Origin of the sequence: Variovorax boronicumulans (genome assembly GCF_030812215.1) — a bacterium.
Classification (GTDB): domain Bacteria; phylum Pseudomonadota; class Gammaproteobacteria; order Burkholderiales; family Burkholderiaceae_C; genus Variovorax; species Variovorax boronicumulans_C.
Window position 1 is genome coordinate 366,662 of record NZ_JAUSSG010000007.1, and the last position, 20,574, is coordinate 387,235.

Sequence of the window (20,574 nt, forward strand, 5' to 3'; positions counted from 1 at the left end):
TCCATGAAAAAACACATCTTGCAGGCCGTAGCGGCCGCAGCGCTGATCGGTGCGATCCCCATGGCCGCCCTGGCGCAGAACGCAGCCATCGTGAACGGCAAGCCGGTGCCCAAGGCCCGCATGGACGTCCTGGCCCAGCAACTGGCCGCCGCAGGCCGTCCGGTGACGCCGGAAATGCAAAGCCAGCTGCGCGAGGAAATCGTGGCTCGCGAAGTGTTCATGCAGGAAGCGCAGAAGCAAGGCCTGGACGCCAGCGACGACTACAAGAACCAGCTCGAACTCGCCCGCCAGGCCATCTTGATCCGCGCGCTGTTCGACAACTACCGCAAGACCAACCCGGTCTCGGACGCCGACGTGAAGGCCGAGTACGACAAGTTCGTCGCAGCCAACGGCGGCAAGGAATACAAGGCTCGCCACATCCTGGTGGAAACCGAGGACCAGGCCAAGAAGATCATGGCCGACCTGAAGAAGGGCGCCAAGTTCGAAGACATCGCCAAGAAGCAGAGCAAGGACCCGGGATCGGGCGCCAACGGTGGCGACCTCGACTGGGCCAACCCCGCGAGCTTCGTGCCCGAGTTCTCGGAAGCGATGATCAAGCTCAAGAAGGGCGAGACCACCCCGGCTCCCGTCAAGACGCAGTTCGGTTATCACATCATCCGCGTGGACGACATCCGCCAGGCCCAACTGCCGAAGCTGGAAGAAGTGAAGCCGCAGGTCACGCAGCAGCTGCAGCAGCAGCGTCTGCAAAAGTACCAGGAAGAGCTGCGCGCGAAGGCGAAGGTCGAGTAAGCGGCGCGCCCTGCCCGCCTCCTTTTGAAAACGGCCTTCGGGCCGTTTTTCTTTGGGTCAGCGCAGGTACTCGCCGGCGGCCTCGGGTTGAAACTGCAGCGCGGCCACGCGCGCCGAGCCGTGCACGCCGGCCGGCGTGGTCCATTCCACCGCCTGCCCGACGCGCGCGCCCAGCAGGCTCGCGCCCACTGGCGACATCACCGAGACCTCGCCCTCGGAAGGCTTGGCATCGCGCGGATAGCACAGCGTGATCGCGTAACGCTCGCCGCTCGCGGGGTCCTCGAGCTCGACGCGCGAGTTCATCGTGACGAGGTCGGGCGACGCGTCCTGCGGCGCCACGACCTCGCTGCAGTCGAGCATCTCCTCGAGTGCCTGTGCGAGCGGATCGGCCGCGCCGCGTGTCTGCAGCGCATGCGCGGCGAGTTTGTGCAGGCGTGCGTGGTCGAGTTGGGTGAGGGTTCGTTCGAGTCGTGTGAACGAGGTGGTGGCGTGCATGAGTCGCTCCTGATGAAGTAAAGGCGTGTCGCTGGCCCTATCGAGGGGGCCGGGTATGGCGGACGCGCCAGCGCGCGGGCTTGAAGGAGGCCCGGCGATCAGGAGGTGCGCGAAAAAGGAATGGGAGGAGGAAGGATCGCCGGGCTCAGGAATGCCAGGGCGATCGGCGCTTGAGCGCCGTCATCCGCGCCGCGCGGCGCCGGCCACGCGCGAACGCGCCCGGCAAGGCCGGTGCGGTCAGTGTGGAAGCGAAAGCGCACAACATGCGGTCGAGTCTACCGGTCCCGTTGCGGGCACGGTCATCAAAGCCCCACCGGCCTTGCCGGATTGAGGCCGTCGCCATCGGAGGTCAGCCCACCCAGCGACGCGCGTTGCGCCAGATCTGCATCCAGGGGCTGAGTTCGCTCCGGTCGCCCGGCGTCCAGCTCATCTGGATGTTGCGGAACACGCGCTCCGGGTGCGGCATCACGGCAGTGAAGCGGCCATCGGGCGTGGTCACCGAGGTCAGGCCGCCGGCGCTGCCGTTCGGGTTGAACGGATACTGCTCGGTCGCGTTGCCGTGGTTGTCCACGAACCGCATCGCCGCGATGGCCTTGGCCGCATCGCCGCGGTGCTTGAAGTTTGCGTAGCCCTCGCCGTGCGCCACCGCGATCGGCAGGCGGCTACCTGCCATGCCCGCGAAGAAGATGCTCGGCGATTCGAGCACTTCGACCATCGACAGGCGCGCCTCGAAGCGCTCGCTCTGGTTGGTGGTGAAGCGCGGCCAGGCTTCGGCGCCCGGGATGATGTCGGCCAGCTCGGCGAACATCTGGCAGCCGTTGCACACGCCCAGGCCAAAGGTGTCTTCTCGGCCGAAGAAGGCCTTGAACTGTTCGGCGAGCTTCGGGTTGAAGGTGATGCTGCGCGCCCAGCCGATGCCCGCGCCCAGCGTGTCGCCGTAGCTGAAACCGCCGCAGGCAACCACGCCCTTGAAGTTGGCGAGGTCCGCCCTGCCCGTCTGCAGGTCGGTCATGTGGACGTCGTAGGCCTCGAAGCCCGCTTCGGTGAACGCATAGGCCATCTCGACGTGCGAGTTGACGCCCTGCTCGCGCAGGATCGCGACCTTGGGGCGCGATTGCAGGATGGCAGGCGCTGCGGGCTGCGCGTTCGGCAGGAACACATGCATGCCGGGGTCCGAAGGTTCGCCGGCCGCGGCGTGCTCGGCATCGGCGCAGGCCGGGTTGTCGCGCTCGCGGGCGATCTTCCAGCTGACCGAGTCCCACACCTGGTGCAGGTCGTGCAGCGAGGCACTGAACACCGACTTGGCATCGCGCCAGACCTCGAGCTTGCCCTTGCCTGCGTCCATGGTGGAGCTGGCAGGCCGCGTCTTGCCGACGAAATGGCTGTGCGTGCTGAGGCCGTGGGCGCGCAGCACCTGCATCACGTCGTTGCGCTCGGCGGTGCGCACCTGCAGCACCATGCCGAGTTCTTCGTTGAACAGCGCCTTGAGCGTGAGTTCCTCGCGCCGCGCGCTGACCTGCTGCGCCCAGTTCTTGGCGTCGCCGGTTTCCATGCGGCTGTCGGAAATGCCGTCGCCTTCGGTGACGAGCATGTCGACGTTGAGCGCCACGCCGACATGGCCGGCAAAGGCCATTTCGCAGGCGGTGGCGAACAGGCCACCGTCGCTGCGGTCGTGCATCGCGAGGATCTTGCCGTCGGCTCGGAGCGCGTTCACCGCATTGACCAGCGCCACGAGCTGCGCGGGGTCGTCGAGGTCGGGCACCGTGTCGCCGCTCTGGCCGAGCGTTTGCGAGAGGATGCTGCCGGCCATGCGGTGCTGGCCACGGCCCAGGTCGATCAGCACAAGCGTGGTGTCGGCTTCGGTGGCGTCGAGCTGCGGGGTGAGCGTGCCGCGCACGTCGGCCAGCGAGGCGAAGGCGGTCACGATCAGGCTGACGGGCGATGTCACCTTCTTGGCTTCATCGCCATCTTTCCACTGCGTGCGCATCGACAGCGAATCCTTGCCGACCGGAATCGACACGCCCAGCGCCGGGCACAGTTCCAGGCCCACGGCCTTGACGGTTTCGTACAGCGCGGCGTCTTCGCCGGGCTCGCCACAGGCGGCCATCCAGTTGGCGGACAGCTTGACGCGCGAGAGCTCGATGGGCGCGGCCAGCAGGTTAGTGATGGCTTCAGCCACGGCCATGCGGCCCGAGGCCGGCGCGTCGAGCGCGGCCAGCGGCGTGCGCTCGCCCATGCTCATGGCTTCGCCGGCGAAGCCCTTGTAATCGGCCAGCGTCACGGCGCAGTCGGCCACCGGCACCTGCCACGGGCCGACCATCTGGTCGCGGTGGCTCAAGCCGCCCACGGTGCGGTCGCCGATGGTGATGAGGAAGCGCTTGGACGCCACGGTCGGGTGCGCGAGCACGTCGATGGCGGCCTTCTGCAGATCGACGCCCGTGAGGTCGAGCGGCTTGAAGGTGCGGGCGACGGTCTTCACGTCGCGGTGCATCTTGGGCGGCTTGCCGAGCAGCACGTCCATCGGCATGTCGACCGGCTGGACCGCGGCGCCTTCGTCGGCCACCAGCAGCTGACGCTCTTCGGTCGCCACGCCGACCACCGAGAACGGGCAGCGCTCGCGCTCGCAGAAGGCCTTGAACTGTTCGAGCGATTCGGGCGCGATGGCCAGCACGTAGCGCTCCTGGCTTTCGTTGCACCAGATTTCCTTGGGCGCCATGCCCGACTCTTCGAGCGGCACCGCACGCAGATCGAACCGCGCGCCGCGGCCGGCGTCGTTGGTGAGTTCGGGAAAAGCGTTGCTCAGGCCGCCCGCGCCCACGTCGTGGATCGCCAGGATCGGGTTGGCCGCGCCCTGCTGCCAGCAGTGGTTGATGACCTCCTGCGCGCGGCGTTCGATTTCGGGGTTGCCGCGCTGCACCGAGTCGAAGTCGAGCTCAGCCGCGTTGGCGCCGGTCGCCATCGAGCTGGCGGCGCTGCCGCCCATGCCGATGCGCATGCCGGGGCCACCGAGCTGGATCAGCAGTGAGCCAGCGGGGAACTGGATCTTCTTGGTCTGGGTGGCGTCGATGCTGCCGAGGCCACCCGCGATCATGATGGGCTTGTGGTAGCCGCGCTGCACCGTGTCGAGGTCGCTCGTCACCGCCTGTTCGTATTCGCGAAAGTAGCCCAGCAGGTTGGGCCGGCCGAATTCGTTGTTGAACGCGGCGCCGCCCAGCGGGCCCTCGGTCATGATCTGCAGCGGACTGGCGATGTGCTCGGGCTTGCCGTAGTGGCCGTCCTCGGGCCACAGCTTGGACACGGTGAAGCCGGTCAGGCCCGCCTTGGGTTTGGAGCCGCGGCCGGTGGCGCCTTCGTCGCGGATCTCGCCGCCCGCGCCGGTCGAGGCGCCGGGGAACGGCGAAATCGCGGTCGGGTGGTTGTGCGTCTCGACCTTCATCAGCACATGGCTCAGGGCGCTATCTTTTTGATAGCTCTGCGAGCCGTGGGCCGGAATGAAGCGCTCGATGGTCGCGCCTTCCATCACCGAGGCGTTGTCCGCATAGGCGATCACCGTGTGCTGCGGGTTCTGTTTCTCGGTGTGGCGGATCATCGAGAACAGGCTCTGCGGCTGCGCCTTGCCGTCGATGGTGAACTGGGCGTTGAAGATCTTGTGCCGGCAGTGCTCGCTGTTGGCCTGCGCGAACATCATCAATTCGACGTCGCTCGGGTTGCGTCCGAGGCGCGTGAAGGCTTCCACGAGGTAGTCGATCTCGTCCTCGGCCAGCGCCAGGCCGAAGCCGGTATTGGCGGCAACCAGGGCCTCGCGACCGCCGGTTTGCACATCGACCTGGGCCATCGGCTGGGCCGGCAGTTCGCTGAAGAGGCTGGCCGCCTGCGCGACGGTGGCGAGCACCGATTCGGTCATGCGGTCGTGCAGCGGACCGGCCACTCCAGCGAGCGTGTCGCCTTCGATGACGGGGGCCTTGCCGATCAGCGGGGCCTTCAGCTTCAGGTGGTACTGCGTGACGCGCTCGACCCGGCGCAGCGCCAGGCCGCAGTTGTGGGCAATGTCCGTGGCCTTGGAGGCCCAGGGCGACACGGTGCCCAGGCGCGGCGTGACGACCACCGAGGTGCCCGCCTTGGCCGGCGCCTCGAAGGGCTCACCGTAGGTCAGCAGCGCGGCGAAGCGGTCATGGTCGGTGGGGCTCAGGGCCGCGTCGGTGACGACCAGATGGACAAAACGGGCCGAGATGCCCTCGATGCGCGGCTCGATGGCCTGCAGCTTCGGCAGCAGTTGCCGCGCACGGAAATCGCTGAGTGCGCTGCCGCCCTCGAACAGGGTTACGACGGGAAGGGCTTGAGGTGCGGGCTGCGTCACGGTCGATGTGGGGCCTCGGGGGCCGCGTTGGGAATCAAGGATCTGGGCGAATGGCCGCTGACTGGGGTCATCCGCGTTAACCCAGGATTTTAGGCCAATGCCGGGCCGCCCCAAGCGAGCCGCCCCCCTCGGGGACAGCGGGAACACGAAGTGTCCCGCGTTGGGGGCAGGCTCATTTTGCGATGGGATAATTCGGGGCATGAGCATTACCTACAAAGACGCTGCAGGCATCGAAGCCATGCGCGTCGCCTGCCGCCTTGCCTCCGAGGTGCTGGACTACCTCACGCCCCTCATCAAGCCCGGCATCACGACCAACGATGTGGACCGGCTCGCCGCCGAGTACATGGTCAAGCAGGGCACCACCTCGGCCACGGTGGGCTACATGGGTGCCAGCAGCGTCCCGTTCCCAAAGTCGCTGTGCACCTCGGTGAACCACGTGGTATGCCACGGCATCCCGAACGACAAGCCCCTGAAGAAGGGCGACATCATGAATGTCGACGTCACTGTCATCAAGGACGGCTGGTTCGGCGACAACAGCCGCATGTACGTGATCGGCGACGCCTCCATCGCCGCCAAGCGCCTGTGCAGCATCACCTTCGAAGCCATGTGGCACGGCATCCTGCAGGTGCGCCCCGGCGCGCACCTGGGCGACGTGGGCCATGCAATCCAGAAGTTCGCCGAAGGCCAGGGCTTCTCGGTGGTGCGCGAGTTCTGCGGGCACGGCGTGGGCCAGCGCTTCCACGAAGAACCCCAGGTGCTGCACTACGGCCGCCCGGGCACCATGGAAGAACTCAAGCCCGGCATGATCTTCACCATCGAGCCGATGATCAACGCCGGCAAGCGCGACGTGAAGGAAGACTTCAAGGGCGGCCAGTACGACGGCTGGACCATCGTCACCCGCGACCATTCGCTGTCGGCCCAGTGGGAGCACACGGTGCTGGTCACCGAGACCGGCTACGAAGTGCTGACCCTGTCGGAAGGCAGCCCGCCGCTGCCCTCCTTCGTCACCTCGACCAAAACCTGACGCGCCAGAGCGCGCCCCCGCCTTGATCGAAGCAGCCAAGATCGACGTGGCGACGCTGCGCGAAGCCTATCGCGCGAAGAAGCTCGCCCTCTTCGACACCCTGCGCTTTGCGCGCGCCCCCACGCGCAGCGTGCACACGGTGCTGCGCCAGCTCTCGGCGCTGGCCGACCAGACGCTCTGCACCCTCTGGCGGGAAGCCGATTTCGGCGACTCGCTCACGCTGGCGGCCGTCGGCGGTTTCGGCCGCGGCGAGCTGTTTCCGTATTCCGACGTCGATGTGCTCCTTCTGCTGCCGCCGGAGGGCGATGCCGCCGCGATCGACCCGGCCCGCATCGAGGCTTTCATCGGCCATTGCTGGGACGCCGGGCTCGAAATCGGCTCCAGCGTGCGCACCGTCGACGAATGCCTGGCCGAGGCCGAGAAGGACGTCACCGTCCAGACCTCGCTGCTCGAGGCTCGGCTGATCGCGGGCAACAAGAAGCTCTTCGTCGCCTTTCGCCGCCGTTTCACGCGTGCCATCGACCCGCAGGCCTTCTTCGTGGCCAAGTCGCAGGAAATGCGGCACCGCCATCAGAAATTCGACAACACGCCCTACGCGCTCGAGCCCAACTGCAAGGAATCGCCGGGCGGCCTGCGCGATCTGCAGACCATTCTCTGGATGACCAAGGCGGCCGGCTACGGCAGCCGCTGGGACGACCTGGCCAAGAACGGCCTGGCCACCTCCTTCGAGGCGCAGCAGATCAAGCGCAACGAGGCGCTGCTCTCGCTCATTCGCGCCCGCCTGCACGTGATCGCCAACCGGCGCGAAGACCGCCTGGTGTTCGACCTGCAGACCGCCGTGGCCGCGAGCTTCGGCTACGAAAGCGAATCGCAGCGCAAGTCCAGCGAGGCGCTGATGCGGCGCTACTACTGGGCGGCCAAGGCCGTGTCGCAGCTCAACCAGATCCTGCTGCTCAACATTTCCGAGCGCCTGCAGCCGAGCGACGAGCAGCACACGCCGATCAACGAGCGCTTCTACGAGCGCGCCGGCCTGATCGAGATCGCGAGCGACGATCTCTACGAGCGCGAGCCGCATGCGGTGCTCGAGACCTTCCTGCTCTATCAGAAGACCATCGGCGTGAAGGGCCTGTCGGCGCGCACGCTGCGCGCGCTCTACAACGCGCGCCACGTGATGGACAGCAAGTTCCGCAACGACCCGGTCAACCACGAGACCTTCATGCGGATCCTGCTGCAGCCCTACGGCATCACGCATGCCTTCAGGCTGATGAACCAGACCTCGGTGCTGGGGCGGTACCTGCGCGTGTTCCGCAGCATCGTGGGGCAGATGCAGCACGACCTGTTCCACGTGTACACGGTGGACCAGCACATCCTGATGGTGCTGCGCAACGTGCGGCGCTTCTTCATTGCCGAGCATGCGCACGAGTACCCGTTCTGCTCGCAGCTCGCGGCTGGCTGGGACAAGCCCTGGATCCTGTACGTGGCCGCCCTCTTCCACGACATCGCCAAGGGCCGCGGCGGCGACCATTCCACGCTCGGCGCGCGCGACGTGCAGCGCTTCTGCAAGCAGCACGGCATCGCACGCGAAGACGCGAAGCTCATCGAATTCCTCGTGGCCGAGCACCTGGTGATGAGCCAGGTCGCGCAAAAGCAGGACCTGAGCGACCCCGAGGTGATCGGCACCTTTGCCAAGCGTGTGGGCAACGAGCGCTACCTCACGGCGCTTTACCTGCTGACCATCGCCGACATTCGCGGCACCTCGCCGCGCGTGTGGAATGCGTGGAAGGGCAAGCTGCTCGAAGACCTGTACCGCTATACGCTGCGCGCCCTGGGCGGGCGCATGCCCGACCCGGACGCCGAAGTCGAATCGCGCAAGCGCGAGGCGCTGGTGCAGCTGGCCCTGCACGCCCAGCGCTTCGAGGCGCACAAGGCGCTGTGGGACACGCTGGACGTCGGCTACTTCATGCGCCACGACGCCACCGAAATCGCCTGGCATGCCAAGCAGCTCTCCCGCTTCGTGCCGCCGCCGAACGTGCCGGTCGACCCGAAGGCGCCGCCCATCGTGCGCGCGCACCTGTCGCCGGTGGGCGAAGGCCTGCAGGTGGTGGTCTACACGCCCGACCAGCCCGACCTGTTTGCGCGCATCTGCGGCTACTTCGACCAGTCGTCGTTCAGCATCCTGGATGCCAAGGTGCACACCACGAGCAACGGCTATGCGCTCGACACCTTCCAGGTCGTGACCACCTTCCTGCCCGACCACTACCGCGACCTCATCAGCATGGTCGAGTCGGGCCTCGCGCAAACGCTCACCGAAGCCGGCGCCCTGCCCCCGCCGAGCATGGGCCGGGTGTCCCGTCGGGTGCGGAGTTTTCCGATCAAGCCGCGCATCAGCCTCTTGCCCGACGACAAGGCGCAGCGCTGGCTGCTCAACATCTCGGCCAGCGACCGCGCGGGTCTTCTGTATTCGGTGGCACGGGTGCTCGCGCGCCATCACCTCAATCTGCAGCTCGCCAAGGTCACGACCCTGGGCGAGCGCGTGGAAGACACCTTCCTGATCAGCGGCCCCGAGCTCCAGGGCCAGAAGACGCAGCTCGCCATCGAGACCGAGCTGATGGAAGCGCTGGCCTCCTGATCTGCCGCATCAGCCGCAGTACGCGCCGACGATCCGGCCGGTGGGCTCGACCTGCAGGTTGAGCCGCGCGGGGTCTTGCGCCGGGCTCGCCGTTTCCGTCGCCGGCACCGTGCGGCCGGTCTTGGCGCCCGCACGCTGCATCATTTCCTGCAGCAGGGCCTGCGTCGCCTGCAAGCCGAGTCCGAAGCGAACGGCCGCGGCCTGGCAGGTTTCGGGCGGCGGTGCGAAGCTGGGCGGCTCGGGCACCTCGGAGGTGAGCGGCCGGTCCTTGGGAGGGGCCGCGCAGCCCGCCAGCAGCAGGACCATCGCAGACAGGCACAACCAGCTTCGACCATTCTTCATGCGCATACTTTTTTGCTCCTTGAAACGGGTGGAAGCTTATTCGCCAAAAACGACACGACGCGCACAGGTTAAGCCAGCGGTACACAAAGCATCAACTAATTCACGATGGGTATCGGTGCTGCCTTTTCGATGGCGTATCCTGAAACCGATGCATGCAGCAAAGGCCCCCTGGGCACCCCCTTCATGACACAGCAACCCCACACGGTTTTCCTCGTCGACGTCGACAACACCCTGCTCGACAACGACGGCGTCGTCGGCGACCTGCGCGCCCACCTCGAACAGGCCTTCGGCGCCGAGAGCGCCAGCCGCTACTGGACTGCCTTCGAGGCGCTGCGCAGCGAACTCGGCTACGTCGACTACCTCGGCGCACTGCAACGCTACCGGGCCGAGGAAAGCAAGCGCGGCATGAGCGATTCGCGGCTGCTGCTGATGTCGAGCTTTCTCATCGACTATCCCTTTGCCGATCGCCTCTACCCCGGCGCGCTCGATGCGCTGAAGCACCTGCGCCGCTACGGCCCGACGGTGATCCTGTCCGACGGCGACGTGGTGTTCCAGCCGCGCAAGGTGCAGCGCTCGGGCCTGTGGGACGCCGTCGAAGGCCGCGTGCTGATCTATGTGCACAAGGAGCAGATGCTCGACACCATCGAGGAGTGCCACCCCGCTGCGCACTACGTGATGGTCGACGACAAGCTGCGCCTGCTCTCCGCCATGAAGGCGATCTGGGGGCCGCGGCTCACCACCGTCTTCGTGCGGCAAGGCCACTACGCGCTCGATGCGCAGGCCATTGCCGCCTATGCGCCCGCCGACATCACCATCGAACGCATCGGCGACCTCATTCAAATCGACGACTGGGCACCCAAGAAATGAGTCAAAAAACCAATCCCCTCGCGGGCCAACCCGCACCTCTCGACCTGCTGGTGAATGTGCCGCGCCTGATCTCGGCGTACTACACGGGCCGGCCCGATCCATCGGTGCCCGCGCAGCGCGTGGCCTTCGGCACCTCGGGCCATCGCGGCTCGTCGTTCGACGATGCGTTCAACGAATGGCATGTGCTCGCGATCAGCCAGGCGATCTGCGACTACCGCAAGCAGAAAGGCATCGACGGCCCGCTGTTCCTGGGCATCGACACGCACGCCCTTTCCACGCCGGCCTTCAGCAGCGCGGTCGAAGTGCTGGCCGCCAACGGCGTCGAACTGATGCTGTCGAAGGACGACGAGTACACGCCGACGCCGGCCGTGTCCCATGCGATCCTGGTCTACAACCGCGGGCGCACGACGGGACTGGCCGACGGCATCGTCATCACGCCCTCGCACAACCCGCCGGAGAGCGGCGGCTTCAAGTACAACCCGCCGAACGGCGGCCCCGCCGGCACCGACATCACCTCGGCCGTCGAAGCCGCCGCCAACAAGATGCTGGCGAACGGGCTCGAAGGCGTGAAGCGCATGCCGCTCGCGCAGGCCTTGAAGGCCTCCACCACGCACCGGCACGACTACCTGAACACCTACGTCGAAGACCTCGCGCAGGTGCTCGACATGGACGCGATCCGCGACGTGCAGATCGACCTGGGCGTCGACCCGCTCGGCGGCGCCGGCGTGCACTACTGGCCGGCCATCGCCGAGCGCTACAAGCTCAAGCGCCTCACCGTGCTGAACCAGGAGGTCGACCCGACCTTCCGCTTCATGTCACTCGACTGGGACGGCCGCATCCGCATGGACCCGTCCTCGCCCGATGCGATGCACAAGCTGATCGCGCTGAAGGACCGCTTCGGCATCGCCTTCGCTTGCGACACCGACCACGACCGCCATGGCGTGGTCACGCGCAGCGCGGGCCTGATGCAGCCGAACAGCTACCTCGCGGTGATGATCGACTACCTCTACACGCACCGCCCCCATTGGCCGGCGGGCGCGGCCGTCGGCAAGACGGTGGTGAGCAGCCAGATGATCGACCGCGTCACCACCCGGCTCGGGCGCAAGCTCTACGAAGTGCCGGTGGGCTTCAAGTGGTTCGTCGATGGGCTGGTGGAAGGATCGCTCGGCTTCGGCGGCGAGGAAAGCGCGGGCGCGACCTTCCTGCGCCACGACGGCTCGGCGTGGACCACGGACAAGGACGGCATGGTGCCCGCCCTGCTCTCGGCCGAGATCGCCGCGCGCACCGGGCGCGAGCCAGGCGAGCGCTATGCGGAGCTGACGCGGGCGCTGGGGCAGCCGGTGTCCGACCGTGTGGATGCGGCGGCGACGGTCGAGCAGAAGAAGAAGCTGTCGAACCTCTCGCCGCAGCAGGTGAGCTCGACCGAACTCGCGGGCGACAGGATCGAGGCCGTGCTGAGCCATGCGCCCGGCAACGGCGCGGCCATCGGCGGCGTGAAGGTCGTCACCGCCAACGGCTGGTTCGCCGCGCGGCCCTCGGGCACGGAGAACATCTACAAGGTCTACGGCGAGAGCTTCAAAGGTGCGGAGCACCTCGCGCGCATCCTCGAAGAGGCGCAGCAGCTGGTGGACAAGGCGCTGTCGAGCTGAAAAAAAGTAGCCGCCATGGAAGCGCACGCGCTGCGATTGAATCCGGGCGATGACCTGCGCGCCGCGCTCGATGCGGCGCTCAAGCAGCATGGCGCCGAAGCGGCCTTCGTGGTGTCCGGCATCGGCAGCCTCCGAGGCGCGCGCATCAGGTATGCCGGCGCGGAAAGCGCGGCAGTGCTCGAAGGCGATCTAGAAATCCTCACGCTGTCCGGCACGCTCTCGCCGGATGGATCTCACCTGCACGTCAGCGTGTCGGATGCAGCGGGCCAGGTGCGCGGCGGTCATGCCGCGCCAGGCTGTACCGTGCGCACCACCGCCGAAATCCTGATCGCGTGGCTGCCCGAATGGCGCTTCGCCCGCGAGTTCGATCCGGCAACCGGCTATCCCGAACTGGTGCCGCGACCGAAGCCCTGAAGTCTTGCGGCTTTCAGGTCGGCGCGCTCGCGAGCCTGCGCTCCAGCCACACGCTGTAGCGCGAGAGCCCGAAGCACAGCACCCAGTACACGGCGGCGATGAAAAGATAGCCCTCGAGGTAGAACGGCCGCCAGACCGGATCGCCGCCGAGCGCGAGGCCCAGCGCGCCGGTCAGCTCGAAGAGGCCCACGACGGTGACGAGCGAGGTGTCCTTCAGCGTACCGACCACGCTGTTCGTGAGCGCGGGGACCACGAGGCGCAGGGCCTGCGGCAGCACGATGTCGCGCTGCACCGGCCAGCGTCCGAAGCCCAGCGCCATCGCCACCTCGGTCTGCCCGCGTGGCACGGCCTGCAGGCCGCCGCGGATGATCTCGGCCAGATAGGCCGCGACGAACAGCGTGAGGCCCGCGAGCACGCGCACCAGCACATCGGGCTGCCAGCCCGCCGGCCAAAGCAGCGGCAACAGGAACGAAGCCATGAACAGCACCGAGATCAGCGGCACGCCGCGTACCAGCTCGATGTAGCTCGCGCTCAGCGTACGGACCACCGGCCAGCCCGAACGCCGGCCCAGTGCGAGCAGCAACGCGAGCGGAAAGGCCAGCGCCAGTCCAACGACCGCAAGCCCGATGGTGAGCGGCAGACCGCCCCAGCGGCTGGTCGGCACATGACCGAGGCCCATGGCACCGCCGCGCATCAGCAGCACGAACAGGAGCAGCGCGACGACCCACAGCGGCACCAGCCACCAGCGCCAGCTGCGTGGCCAGGCGCTCAGCATGGTGACGGCGGACAGCAGGATCACCGCGATGGCCGGTCGCCATTGCTCTTCATACGGAAAGCGGCCGAACAGCATCGGCCGCCACTTCTCGGCCACCACGCCCCAGCACGCGCCGTGCTGCACCGCGCGGCAGGCGTCGGCATCGGCACGGAACACCGCGTGCACCACGGCCCAGTCGACGATGTGAAAACCGATCCATGCGAGCAGCGCGATCAGCACCACCGTCGCCAACGCGCGCGGCGGCGAACCCCAGAGTTCGCGGCGCCACGCGATCGGGCCTTGCGCAACATTCCTCATCGCCAGCCTCGCAGCGCGACGCGCGCGTTGTAGCGGTTCATGCCGAAGGAAATCACGAGCGACAGCAGCAGGTACACCGCCATGATGATCGCGATGCACTCGAAGGCCCTGCCATTCGAGCCGATGGTGGTGTTGGCGACCGACACCAGCTCCGGATAGCCCACGGCCACCGCGAGCGACGAATTCTTGACGAGGCTGAGCAACTGGTTGGTGAGCGAAGGCACGATCACTCGCAGCGCCTGCGGCAGGATCACGATGCGCAGTTGCTGCACCGACGACAGGCCCAGCGCCTGTCCCGCCAGCACCTGCCCCTGCGAGACCGACAGGATGCCGGCGCGCACGATCTCGGCGACGAACGCGGCCGAGTAGAACGACAGGCCGGCGACGATGGTCACGTACTCGGGGCTCAGCGCCGCACCGCCGCTCACGCCGAAATCGCCGCGCTCGGGCCACTCGAAATGCGTCGGCCACCAACCGCCCTTGCCCGCCACGGGCCACGGCACGCTGAGCCCGCCCTTGCTGAGCCACACGCCTGGGAGCAACCGCACCGGTTCGGTCGGGTCGGGCAGCAGGTTCGCCATCGCGAAGGCCAGCATCAGCAGTTGCACGAGCAATGGCACGTTGCGCAGCAGCTCGACATACGCGGTGCAGATGCCCCGCAACAGCACATGCGGCGCAAGCCGGCCGATGCCGATCAAGGTACCGAGAACGACAGAGAAAATCGCCGCGGGCACCGCCGCCCGCACCGTATTGATCAGGCCCGCGAGAAAGGCGCGCCAGAACGGCTGGCTGGCGTCGAAGTCGAGCCAGCCCTCGCTGATCGAGAAGCCCGCGGGCTCGGTGAGGAAGTCGAAGCCGGAGCGCACGCCGCGTGCGCGTAGCACCTCGAGCGCATGGTGCACCACCCAGAAGGCGCCGGCCACGACGGCCAGCACCAGCAGCGCCTGGACGATCCAGGCCAGCCAGGCGCCGCGGCGGGAGGCGCCCTCCCGGCTCATCGAACCGGTGGTGCGTAGATCAGGCCGCCCTTGCTCCACAGGTTATTGGAGCCGCGCGGCAGCTTGAGCACCGACTTCGGTCCGACGTTGCGCTCGAACACCTCGCCGTAGTTGCCCACGGCCTTGATCGCGCGGAACGACCAGTCCTTGTCCAGGCCCAGCAGCTTGCCCAGGTCTTCGCCGGTGCCGACCAGGCGTTGCTGCGCCGGGTCCTTGCTGCTGGCCTTGAGCGCATCGGCATTGGCCTGCGTGACGCCGGCCTCCTCTGCTTCGATGAGCGCATTGGGCACCCACTTGGCAATGGCGAACCACTCGTCGTCGCCTCGGCGCACCAGCGGCGCGAGCGGTTCCTTGGAGATCAGCTCGGGCAGGATGATGTAGTCGTCGGGGTTCGGCGCTTCCTTGTTGCGCAGGCCCGCGAGCGCCGAGGCATCGGTTGTGAAGGCCTGGCAGCGGCCCGAGAAGAAGGCCTTGAAAGAGGCCTCGAAGCTCTCGAAGACGACGGTCTTCACGGGGATGTTCTGCGCACGGAAGTAGTCGGAGACGTTCTTCTCGTTGGTGGTGCCCGACTGGGTGCAGATGGTGGCGTTCTTCAGCTGCTTGGCGCTCGTCACCTTGAGCTTCTTGGGCACCAGGAAGCCCTGGCCGTCGTAATAAGTGATGGTGGTGAAGTTGAAGCCGAGCGAGGCGTCACGCGTGAGCGTCCAGGTGGTGTTGCGCGCCAGGATGTCGATCTCGCCGGCCTGCAGGGCCGAGAAGCGCTGCTGCGAATTGAGGGGCACGAAGTCGACCTTCTTCGCATCGCCGAGCACGGCCGCCGCGATGGCGCGGCAGGTGTCGACATCCAGGCCCGACCAGTTGCCCTGGGTGTCCGGCGCGGAGAAGCCCGCCACCCCGTTGGTCACACCGCACTTGACGGTGCCGCGCTGCTTGACCGTATCGAGCGTCTTGCCTGCGAAGGCCGGCGCTGCGGTGGCAAGGGCAACCAGGGATGCGGCGGCGATCAGCGCCGGGCGGAATCGGTTTTTCATGGGTGTGTTTCTCCTCAACAGACAACAAAAGCCAGTGTACGGGGCGTCGCACGGCCGCGCCAAAGAAGGGTCGGTTGGATGCATATGCCCTGTGCGGCGCCAATACCGCAATACCATACGGCCCTTTATCAACTCTCCCGAACAGGAATCACACAATGTTCAAGTCCGACGACACCGGCAAGCTCGTTCTGCGCCTCGCGCTGGGCATCCTCATCCTGCTGCACGGCGTGGCCAAGGTCACCAAGGGCGTCGATGGCATCGGCGGCATGCTGGCCTCGCACGGCCTGCCGGCGTTCTTGGCGTATGGGGTCTATGTCGGTGAAATCCTCGCGCCCGCGCTGCTGATCGTCGGCCTGTTCACGCGGCCGGCCGCGGTGATCGTGGCAATCAACATGCTGGTGGCGATCTGGCTGGTGCACCGCAAGGACCTCGGCGCGATCAACGGCCAGGGCGGCTGGGCGCTGGAGTTGCAGGGCATGTTCCTGTTCGCGGCGATCTCGCTGGCCTTCACGGGCGGCGGCCGCTTCGGCCTGAGCAACAAGTAAGCGCGACGGCTCCGGCCTTCAGTCGTCGTCGGCTGCATCGAGTCCCGGAAACAGGACCTCGGTGTAGCCGAAGCGCGAGAAATCGCGCACCCGCATCGGGTACAGCTTGCCCAGCAGGTGATCGACTTCATGCTGCACCACACGCGCATGAAAGCCGCTGGCCACCCGGTCGATCGGGTCGCCATACGGATCGAAACCGGTATAGCGGATGTTGGCAAAGCGCGGCACCACGCCGCGCAGGCCCGGCACCGAAAGGCACCCTTCCCAGCCCTCTTCCTCGTCCTCGCCGATGGGCGTGATGACGGGGTTCAGCAGCACCGTGCGGGGCACGGGCGGCGCGTCGGGATAGCGGGGGTTGACGATGTCGGTGCCGAAGATCACCAGTTGCTGGTCCACACCGATCTGCGGGGCCGCGAGGCCGGCGCCGTTGACCGCATGCATGGTCTCGAACATGTCGCGCACCAGGAGGTGCAGTTCGTCGGTATCGAAAGCGGCGACCGGCTGCGCGATGCGCAGCAGCCGGGGATCGCCCATCTTGAGTATTTCGCGAATGGCCATCGCGGAATTATCGCGATGGCCTCAAGCCCATGATCACGGGATGCCGCCCGGGACAGGAGCCTTCGAGTCCGGCGAGGTCCACATGCGCGCGTTGCCGCGAGGCATCTGCTGCGGCTGCGAGGGCGTGATACCCGGCACGCCGACATTGGGGCGACCGCCACCCCAACCTCCCGGAGGACGCGCGGCGGGGTAGCTGGGTCTCACCGCGGGGTAGCCCGGGCGCACAGCCGGATAACCGGGGCGGCCCCCATAGTACGGACGGCGGTCGTAATAACGGCCGCGGTCGTAATAGCCACCACCCTGGATATAGACCGGCGCTGGCGCGACGACCACGGGAGACGGCTCGGAGTAGTACGGCTGCGAGTAGCCGCCGGAGTAGTCACCCGAGTAGTACGGATCGCCGGGAACGGCAACGCAGCCGGTCAGCAGCGCGAGGCCGCCGAGGGCAATGCTGGCACCAAGAACACGAGTTTTCTGCATGAGGGGCTCCTTGTTGGCCTTCAGTTTTCTTTCAACGTCAGGTTGTAGACCCTGTTGACTGCGCTGCGATGAAGTCACGTAACGGCCGGTAAAGAGGCCGCCAGTCGCGCCTTCATTCCGTGATGCCGTTCTCGAGAATCTCCAGCATACGCGCCTCATCAATCACCGCCACCCCGATTTCCCGGGCCTTGTCGAGCTTGCTGCCGGCTTCTTCGCCGGCCACGAGGTAGTGGGTCTTCTTGCTGACAGAGCCGGCGACCTTGGCACCGGCTGCCTCCAATTTATCCTTCGCCTCGTCGCGGCCCAGCGTAGGAAGGGTGCCGGTGATCACGAAGGTCAGGCCCGCCAACGGCTTGGGCGCGCGAGCCGCGGGCTCGCCCTCTTCCCATGTCAGCCCGCAGGCGCGCAACTGCTCGACGACCTCGCGGTTGTGCGGCTGGTCGAAGAAGGTGCGCAGGCTCTGCGCCACCACCGGGCCGACGTCGTTGACCTCGAGCAACTGCTCCTCGGTCGCGTCCATGATGGCGTCTAGCTTGCCGAAATGCTTGGCGAGGTCCTTCGCGGTGCTTTCGCCCACGTGCCGGATGCCCAGCCCGAACAGGAAGCGCGGCAGCGTGGTTTTCTTGGATGCTTCGAGCGCATCGACGAGGTTCTTGGCCGACTTCTCGGCCATGCGGTCCAGCCCCGCCAGCGTGGTGAATCCGAGCTTGTAGAGATCGGGCAAGGTGCGGATCAGATTGGCGTCGACCAACTGCTCGACCAGCTTGTCGCCCAGCCCGTCGACATCGACCGCGCGCCGCGCCGCGAAGTGCAGGATGGCCTCCTTGCGCTGCGCTGCGCAAAAGAGTCCGCCCGTGCAGCGGTAGTCGACTTCTTCCTCTTCGCGCACGGCTTCCGAGCCGCACACGGGGCACTGGTGCGGCATGGTGAAGACCGGTCCGCGCTCGCCTTCGGGCTTGGCGAGGCTCTCGGGCACCACGCCGACCACCTCGGGAATCACGTCACCCGCGCGTCGCACGATGACGGTATCGCCCACGCGCACGTCCTTGCGGCGAGCCTCGTCCTCGTTGTGCAGCGTGGCGTTGGTCACGGTCACGCCGCCGACGAACACCGGCGCCAGCTTGGCGACCGGCGTGAGCTTGCCGGTGCGGCCGACCTGGATCTCGATGCCCAGCACCTCGGTCAGTTGCTCTTGCGCGGGGTACTTGTGCGCCACGGCCCAGCGAGGCTCGCGCGAGACAAAGCCCAGTTGCCGCTGCAACTCGACGCTGTCGACCTTGTAGACCACGCCATCGATGTCGTAGGGCAAGGCATCGCGCTGGCGGCCGATGTTTTCATGGAATGCGATCAGTTCGATGGCACCGGTCGCCCGTGCGGTTTGCGTCGCCACGGGAAAACCCCAGGCATGGAACTGCTGCAGCCAATCGAACTGGGTCGGACAATCCGGCCCGCCTTCCGCGGCCGGCGTGACTTCGCCGAGACCGTAGGCAAAGAAGCTCAGCGGCCGCGCCGCGGCAATCGCCGGATCGAGCTGCCGCACCGCACCAGCCGCCGCATTGCGCGGATTGACGAACACCTTCTCGTTCTTCTGGCCAGCCGCGATTTTTTCGCGCTGACGTTCATTGAGCGCGTCGAAATCGGCGCGCTTCATGTAGACCTCGCCGCGCACCTCGACCACCGGCGGCGCCTTGCCATTGAGCCGCAACGGAATTTCGCGCACGGTGCGGATGTTCTGCGTGACGTCTTCGCCGACTTCGCCGTCGCCGCGCGTCGCAGCCTGCACCAGCACGCCGTCTTCATAACGCAGGTTCATGGCCAAGCCGTCGAACTTGAGCTCGCAGACGTACGACACCTGCGGCCCATCTTCGGCCAGGCCCAGTTCCTTGCGCACGCGCGCATCGAAGGCGCTGGCGCCGCCGGGCGTGATGTCGGTCTCGGTGCGGATCGACAGCATCGGCACCTTGTGACGCACCTTGGTGAAACCGTCGAGCACCTTGCCGCCGACGCGCTGCGTCGGCGAATCGGGCGTACGCAGTTCGGGGAATTCCGTCTCCAGGGCCTGCAGGCGCTGGAACAGCTTGTCGTACTCGGCGTCGGGCAGTGCGGGCGCGTCGAGCACGTAGTAAAGATGGGCGTGCTTGTGAAGCTGTTCGCTCAGTGCGGCGGCTTCGCGTGCCGCCTCGTCGCGCGTCGTCATGTGGGTGTCTCCCGGAAATCGGAGTTAGCTGAAGAGGCGGCGTGCAAGCGGCGAGCCCGCCGCAAGATCACGCGCATCGAGCGTGTCGTAGAGCTGCTCGAGATCGTTGCCGATGACGTCCATCGTCTCGTCGCGCAGCAACTGGCCGTCGCTGTCGGTCACCACGCCGTCCATCTCGCGCGCAAGCGTGGCGGCGGCTTCGCGCATGCGGCGGAACGGCTCTTCAGCACGGTCCACTTGCGGCACATCGAGGCTCAGGCTGAGCTCGCGGATGGCCGATTGCGCCGGGTCGTCGGCCAGCGCTGCCTGCGTATCGAACGCCAGCCCGAGGATCGGCGGCAGCCCGACCTCTCCGGTCGGCAGCACCATGCGCCCCGGGATGATGCCGGCCACGAAACCAAGCCGCGCGGCGTTCTGCTGCACATAGCCCGGACTCCAGGCCGCATGCAGCGCGCGCAGCACGAAGCCGAGTTGCGCATCGTGCGCGCTCGCGAACTGGTCGAGCTCGCGGGCCCGCGCCACTTCGTCGAGCATTTCGGGGAATTCGGGTGAACCGTTGACCGCATCGGCGAAGGCTTGTGCCTTGACCACGAATTCGGAGTACTCGATCTCGTTGAGCGCCCCCGTCCGGTTGGCCAGCTGCACGCCGACCTGGAACGCGCTGTAGCGCTGCCCGGCGACCGGCGGCTCCCATTGGCCGGTGTGCTCGTTGAGGCCTTCGATGGCGACCGGCTTGCTCCCCGCGCGACGCGTCGGCGGCATGGCCGCGATGGCGGCGTCGCCCGAGGCGAGGCCGTCCAGCGAGACCGGGGCAATCACGTCGATCAGCGGATCGAGCCCGCCGCGCCGCTCGCCGGTGGCGACCGGAACGCCACTGGGCGCCGGCAAATCGGGGTCGAACAACGGCTCGTGGCGGTCGTGCGCCGAAAGCTGGTTGGGATCGACGTGCAGCCTGGGTTCCACGCCATCGTCCGACGACATCGAGCGCTCCACGTCGGCCAGCGCGGTATCCACCGCATCCGGCTGGCGCGGCGCATTGCGGCGCGACATCAGGGCTTCGTAGCCGACGACGGCCGCGAGAACGAGGCCCCCAAGAATGGAGAGAGCGAGAGTGAGGTTGCTCATGC

At 67.1% G+C, this 20,574-nt stretch carries 17 protein-coding genes; 7 read left to right on the forward strand and 10 right to left on the reverse strand.

What is annotated here, in order from left to right:
- Nucleotides 1-3: 3 nt before the first annotated feature.
- On the forward strand, nucleotides 4-789 hold the full coding sequence (locus tag J2W23_RS20380) for a peptidylprolyl isomerase (RefSeq protein WP_176657554.1): 786 nt from the start codon (nucleotides 4-6) through the stop codon (nucleotides 787-789).
- A gap of 57 nt (nucleotides 790-846) precedes the next feature.
- Here the strand turns inward: J2W23_RS20380 and rnk are convergent, their stop codons facing one another.
- Both rnk and purL read right to left on the reverse strand, forming a co-directional pair.
- On the reverse strand, nucleotides 847-1,284 hold the full coding sequence (gene rnk, locus J2W23_RS20385; RefSeq protein WP_307650022.1) for a nucleoside diphosphate kinase regulator: 438 nt from the start codon (nucleotides 1,282-1,284) through the stop codon (nucleotides 847-849).
- Between the two features lie 349 nt (nucleotides 1,285-1,633).
- Nucleotides 1,634-5,641 carry a phosphoribosylformylglycinamidine synthase gene (purL, locus tag J2W23_RS20390; protein WP_307650023.1) on the reverse strand — a complete coding sequence of 1,336 codons (4,008 nt, stop codon included), beginning with the start codon at nucleotides 5,639-5,641 and terminating at the stop codon, nucleotides 1,634-1,636.
- A gap of 199 nt (nucleotides 5,642-5,840) precedes the next feature.
- Here purL and map point away from each other — a divergent pair, with 199 nt between their 5' ends.
- Both map and J2W23_RS20400 read left to right on the forward strand, forming a co-directional pair.
- A complete protein-coding gene (gene map / locus J2W23_RS20395) occupies nucleotides 5,841-6,665 on the forward strand; it encodes a type I methionyl aminopeptidase (protein WP_013541616.1) in 825 nt (274 codons plus the stop codon).
- Between the two features lie 22 nt (nucleotides 6,666-6,687).
- A complete protein-coding gene (locus J2W23_RS20400; RefSeq protein WP_176657557.1) occupies nucleotides 6,688-9,294 on the forward strand; it encodes a [protein-PII] uridylyltransferase in 2,607 nt (868 codons plus the stop codon).
- Nucleotides 9,295-9,303: 9 nt separating this feature from the next.
- Here J2W23_RS20400 and J2W23_RS20405 read toward each other — a convergent pair whose 3' ends face one another.
- A complete protein-coding gene (locus J2W23_RS20405; protein WP_307650024.1) occupies nucleotides 9,304-9,636 on the reverse strand; it encodes a hypothetical protein in 333 nt (110 codons plus the stop codon).
- A 183-nt stretch (nucleotides 9,637-9,819) separates the two neighbouring features.
- On the opposite strand from J2W23_RS20405, the gene J2W23_RS20410 reads away from it, so the two are divergent.
- The 3 genes from J2W23_RS20410 to J2W23_RS20420 are packed head-to-tail and all read left to right on the forward strand — an operon-like array spanning nucleotide 9,820 to nucleotide 12,566.
- Nucleotides 9,820-10,503: an HAD family hydrolase gene (locus J2W23_RS20410; RefSeq protein ID WP_307650025.1), complete on the forward strand. Its 684-nt coding sequence runs from the start codon at nucleotides 9,820-9,822 to the stop codon at nucleotides 10,501-10,503.
- The gene (pgm, locus tag J2W23_RS20415) at nucleotides 10,500-12,152 is read left to right on the forward strand and encodes a phosphoglucomutase (alpha-D-glucose-1,6-bisphosphate-dependent) (protein ID WP_307650026.1); all 1,653 of its coding nucleotides are present in this window, start codon (nucleotides 10,500-10,502) and stop codon (nucleotides 12,150-12,152) included. The genes J2W23_RS20410 and pgm overlap by 4 nt, the downstream gene beginning before the upstream one ends.
- A 15-nt stretch (nucleotides 12,153-12,167) precedes the next feature.
- Entirely contained in the window at nucleotides 12,168-12,566 is a 399-nt protein-coding gene (locus tag J2W23_RS20420; protein ID WP_307650027.1) for a PPC domain-containing DNA-binding protein, read from the forward strand.
- A gap of 13 nt (nucleotides 12,567-12,579) precedes the next feature.
- Here the strand turns inward: J2W23_RS20420 and J2W23_RS20425 are convergent, their stop codons facing one another.
- Genes J2W23_RS20425 through J2W23_RS20435 form a run of 3 tightly spaced genes read right to left on the reverse strand, consistent with a single transcriptional unit; the run spans nucleotide 12,580 to nucleotide 15,667 of the window.
- On the reverse strand, nucleotides 12,580-13,638 hold the full coding sequence (locus tag J2W23_RS20425; protein ID WP_307650028.1) for an amino acid ABC transporter permease: 1,059 nt from the start codon (nucleotides 13,636-13,638) through the stop codon (nucleotides 12,580-12,582).
- Nucleotides 13,635-14,636, reverse strand: coding sequence for an amino acid ABC transporter permease (locus tag J2W23_RS20430; protein WP_307650029.1), 1,002 nt, complete (start codon nucleotides 14,634-14,636; stop codon nucleotides 13,635-13,637). Before J2W23_RS20430 ends, J2W23_RS20425 begins: the two co-directional genes overlap by 4 nt.
- Nucleotides 14,633-15,667, reverse strand: a complete 1,035-nt coding sequence (locus J2W23_RS20435; RefSeq protein WP_307650030.1) for an amino acid ABC transporter substrate-binding protein — start codon at nucleotides 15,665-15,667, stop codon at nucleotides 14,633-14,635. The genes J2W23_RS20430 and J2W23_RS20435 overlap by 4 nt, the downstream gene beginning before the upstream one ends.
- Nucleotides 15,668-15,822: 155 nt before the next feature.
- On the opposite strand from J2W23_RS20435, the gene J2W23_RS20440 reads away from it, so the two are divergent.
- Nucleotides 15,823-16,212 carry a DoxX family protein gene (locus J2W23_RS20440; protein ID WP_176657565.1) on the forward strand — a complete coding sequence of 130 codons (390 nt, stop codon included), beginning with the start codon at nucleotides 15,823-15,825 and terminating at the stop codon, nucleotides 16,210-16,212.
- 18 nt (nucleotides 16,213-16,230) lie between these two features.
- Here the strand turns inward: J2W23_RS20440 and def are convergent, their stop codons facing one another.
- The 4 genes from def to J2W23_RS20460 form a co-directional block, all read right to left on the reverse strand.
- A complete protein-coding gene (def, locus tag J2W23_RS20445; RefSeq protein ID WP_013541635.1) occupies nucleotides 16,231-16,770 on the reverse strand; it encodes a peptide deformylase in 540 nt (179 codons plus the stop codon).
- A 33-nt stretch (nucleotides 16,771-16,803) separates the two neighbouring features.
- On the reverse strand, nucleotides 16,804-17,250 hold the full coding sequence (locus J2W23_RS20450; protein ID WP_307650031.1) for a hypothetical protein: 447 nt from the start codon (nucleotides 17,248-17,250) through the stop codon (nucleotides 16,804-16,806).
- Nucleotides 17,251-17,362: 112 nt separating this feature from the next.
- A complete protein-coding gene (gene ligA / locus J2W23_RS20455) occupies nucleotides 17,363-19,447 on the reverse strand; it encodes an NAD-dependent DNA ligase LigA (protein WP_307650032.1) in 2,085 nt (694 codons plus the stop codon).
- A 24-nt stretch (nucleotides 19,448-19,471) separates the two neighbouring features.
- Entirely contained in the window at nucleotides 19,472-20,572 is a 1,101-nt protein-coding gene (locus tag J2W23_RS20460; protein ID WP_176657568.1) for a cell division protein ZipA C-terminal FtsZ-binding domain-containing protein, read from the reverse strand.
- Nucleotides 20,573-20,574: the final 2 nt, after the last annotated feature.

Bases quoted from the DNA above. Each gene is read 5' to 3' on its own strand.
- J2W23_RS20430 (WP_307650029.1), bottom strand. From the start codon at position 14,636: ATGAGCCGGGAGGGCGCCTCCCGCCGCGGCGCCTGGCTGGCCTGGATC.
- map (WP_013541616.1), top strand. From the start codon at position 5,841: ATGAGCATTACCTACAAAGACGCTGCAGGCATCGAAGCCATGCGCGTC.
- J2W23_RS20450 (WP_307650031.1), bottom strand. From the start codon at position 17,250: ATGCAGAAAACTCGTGTTCTTGGTGCCAGCATTGCCCTCGGCGGCCTC.
- J2W23_RS20405 (WP_307650024.1), bottom strand. From the start codon at position 9,636: ATGAAGAATGGTCGAAGCTGGTTGTGCCTGTCTGCGATGGTCCTGCTG.
- def (WP_013541635.1), bottom strand. From the start codon at position 16,770: ATGGCCATTCGCGAAATACTCAAGATGGGCGATCCCCGGCTGCTGCGC.
- J2W23_RS20435 (WP_307650030.1), bottom strand. From the start codon at position 15,667: ATGAAAAACCGATTCCGCCCGGCGCTGATCGCCGCCGCATCCCTGGTT.
- J2W23_RS20425 (WP_307650028.1), bottom strand. From the start codon at position 13,638: ATGAGGAATGTTGCGCAAGGCCCGATCGCGTGGCGCCGCGAACTCTGG.
- ligA (WP_307650032.1), bottom strand. From the start codon at position 19,447: ATGACGACGCGCGACGAGGCGGCACGCGAAGCCGCCGCACTGAGCGAA.
- J2W23_RS20460 (WP_176657568.1), bottom strand. From the start codon at position 20,572: ATGAGCAACCTCACTCTCGCTCTCTCCATTCTTGGGGGCCTCGTTCTC.
- J2W23_RS20380 (WP_176657554.1), top strand. From the start codon at position 4: ATGAAAAAACACATCTTGCAGGCCGTAGCGGCCGCAGCGCTGATCGGT.
- pgm (WP_307650026.1), top strand. From the start codon at position 10,500: ATGAGTCAAAAAACCAATCCCCTCGCGGGCCAACCCGCACCTCTCGAC.
- J2W23_RS20440 (WP_176657565.1), top strand. From the start codon at position 15,823: ATGTTCAAGTCCGACGACACCGGCAAGCTCGTTCTGCGCCTCGCGCTG.
- J2W23_RS20420 (WP_307650027.1), top strand. From the start codon at position 12,168: ATGGAAGCGCACGCGCTGCGATTGAATCCGGGCGATGACCTGCGCGCC.
- rnk (WP_307650022.1), bottom strand. From the start codon at position 1,284: ATGCACGCCACCACCTCGTTCACACGACTCGAACGAACCCTCACCCAA.
- J2W23_RS20410 (WP_307650025.1), top strand. From the start codon at position 9,820: ATGACACAGCAACCCCACACGGTTTTCCTCGTCGACGTCGACAACACC.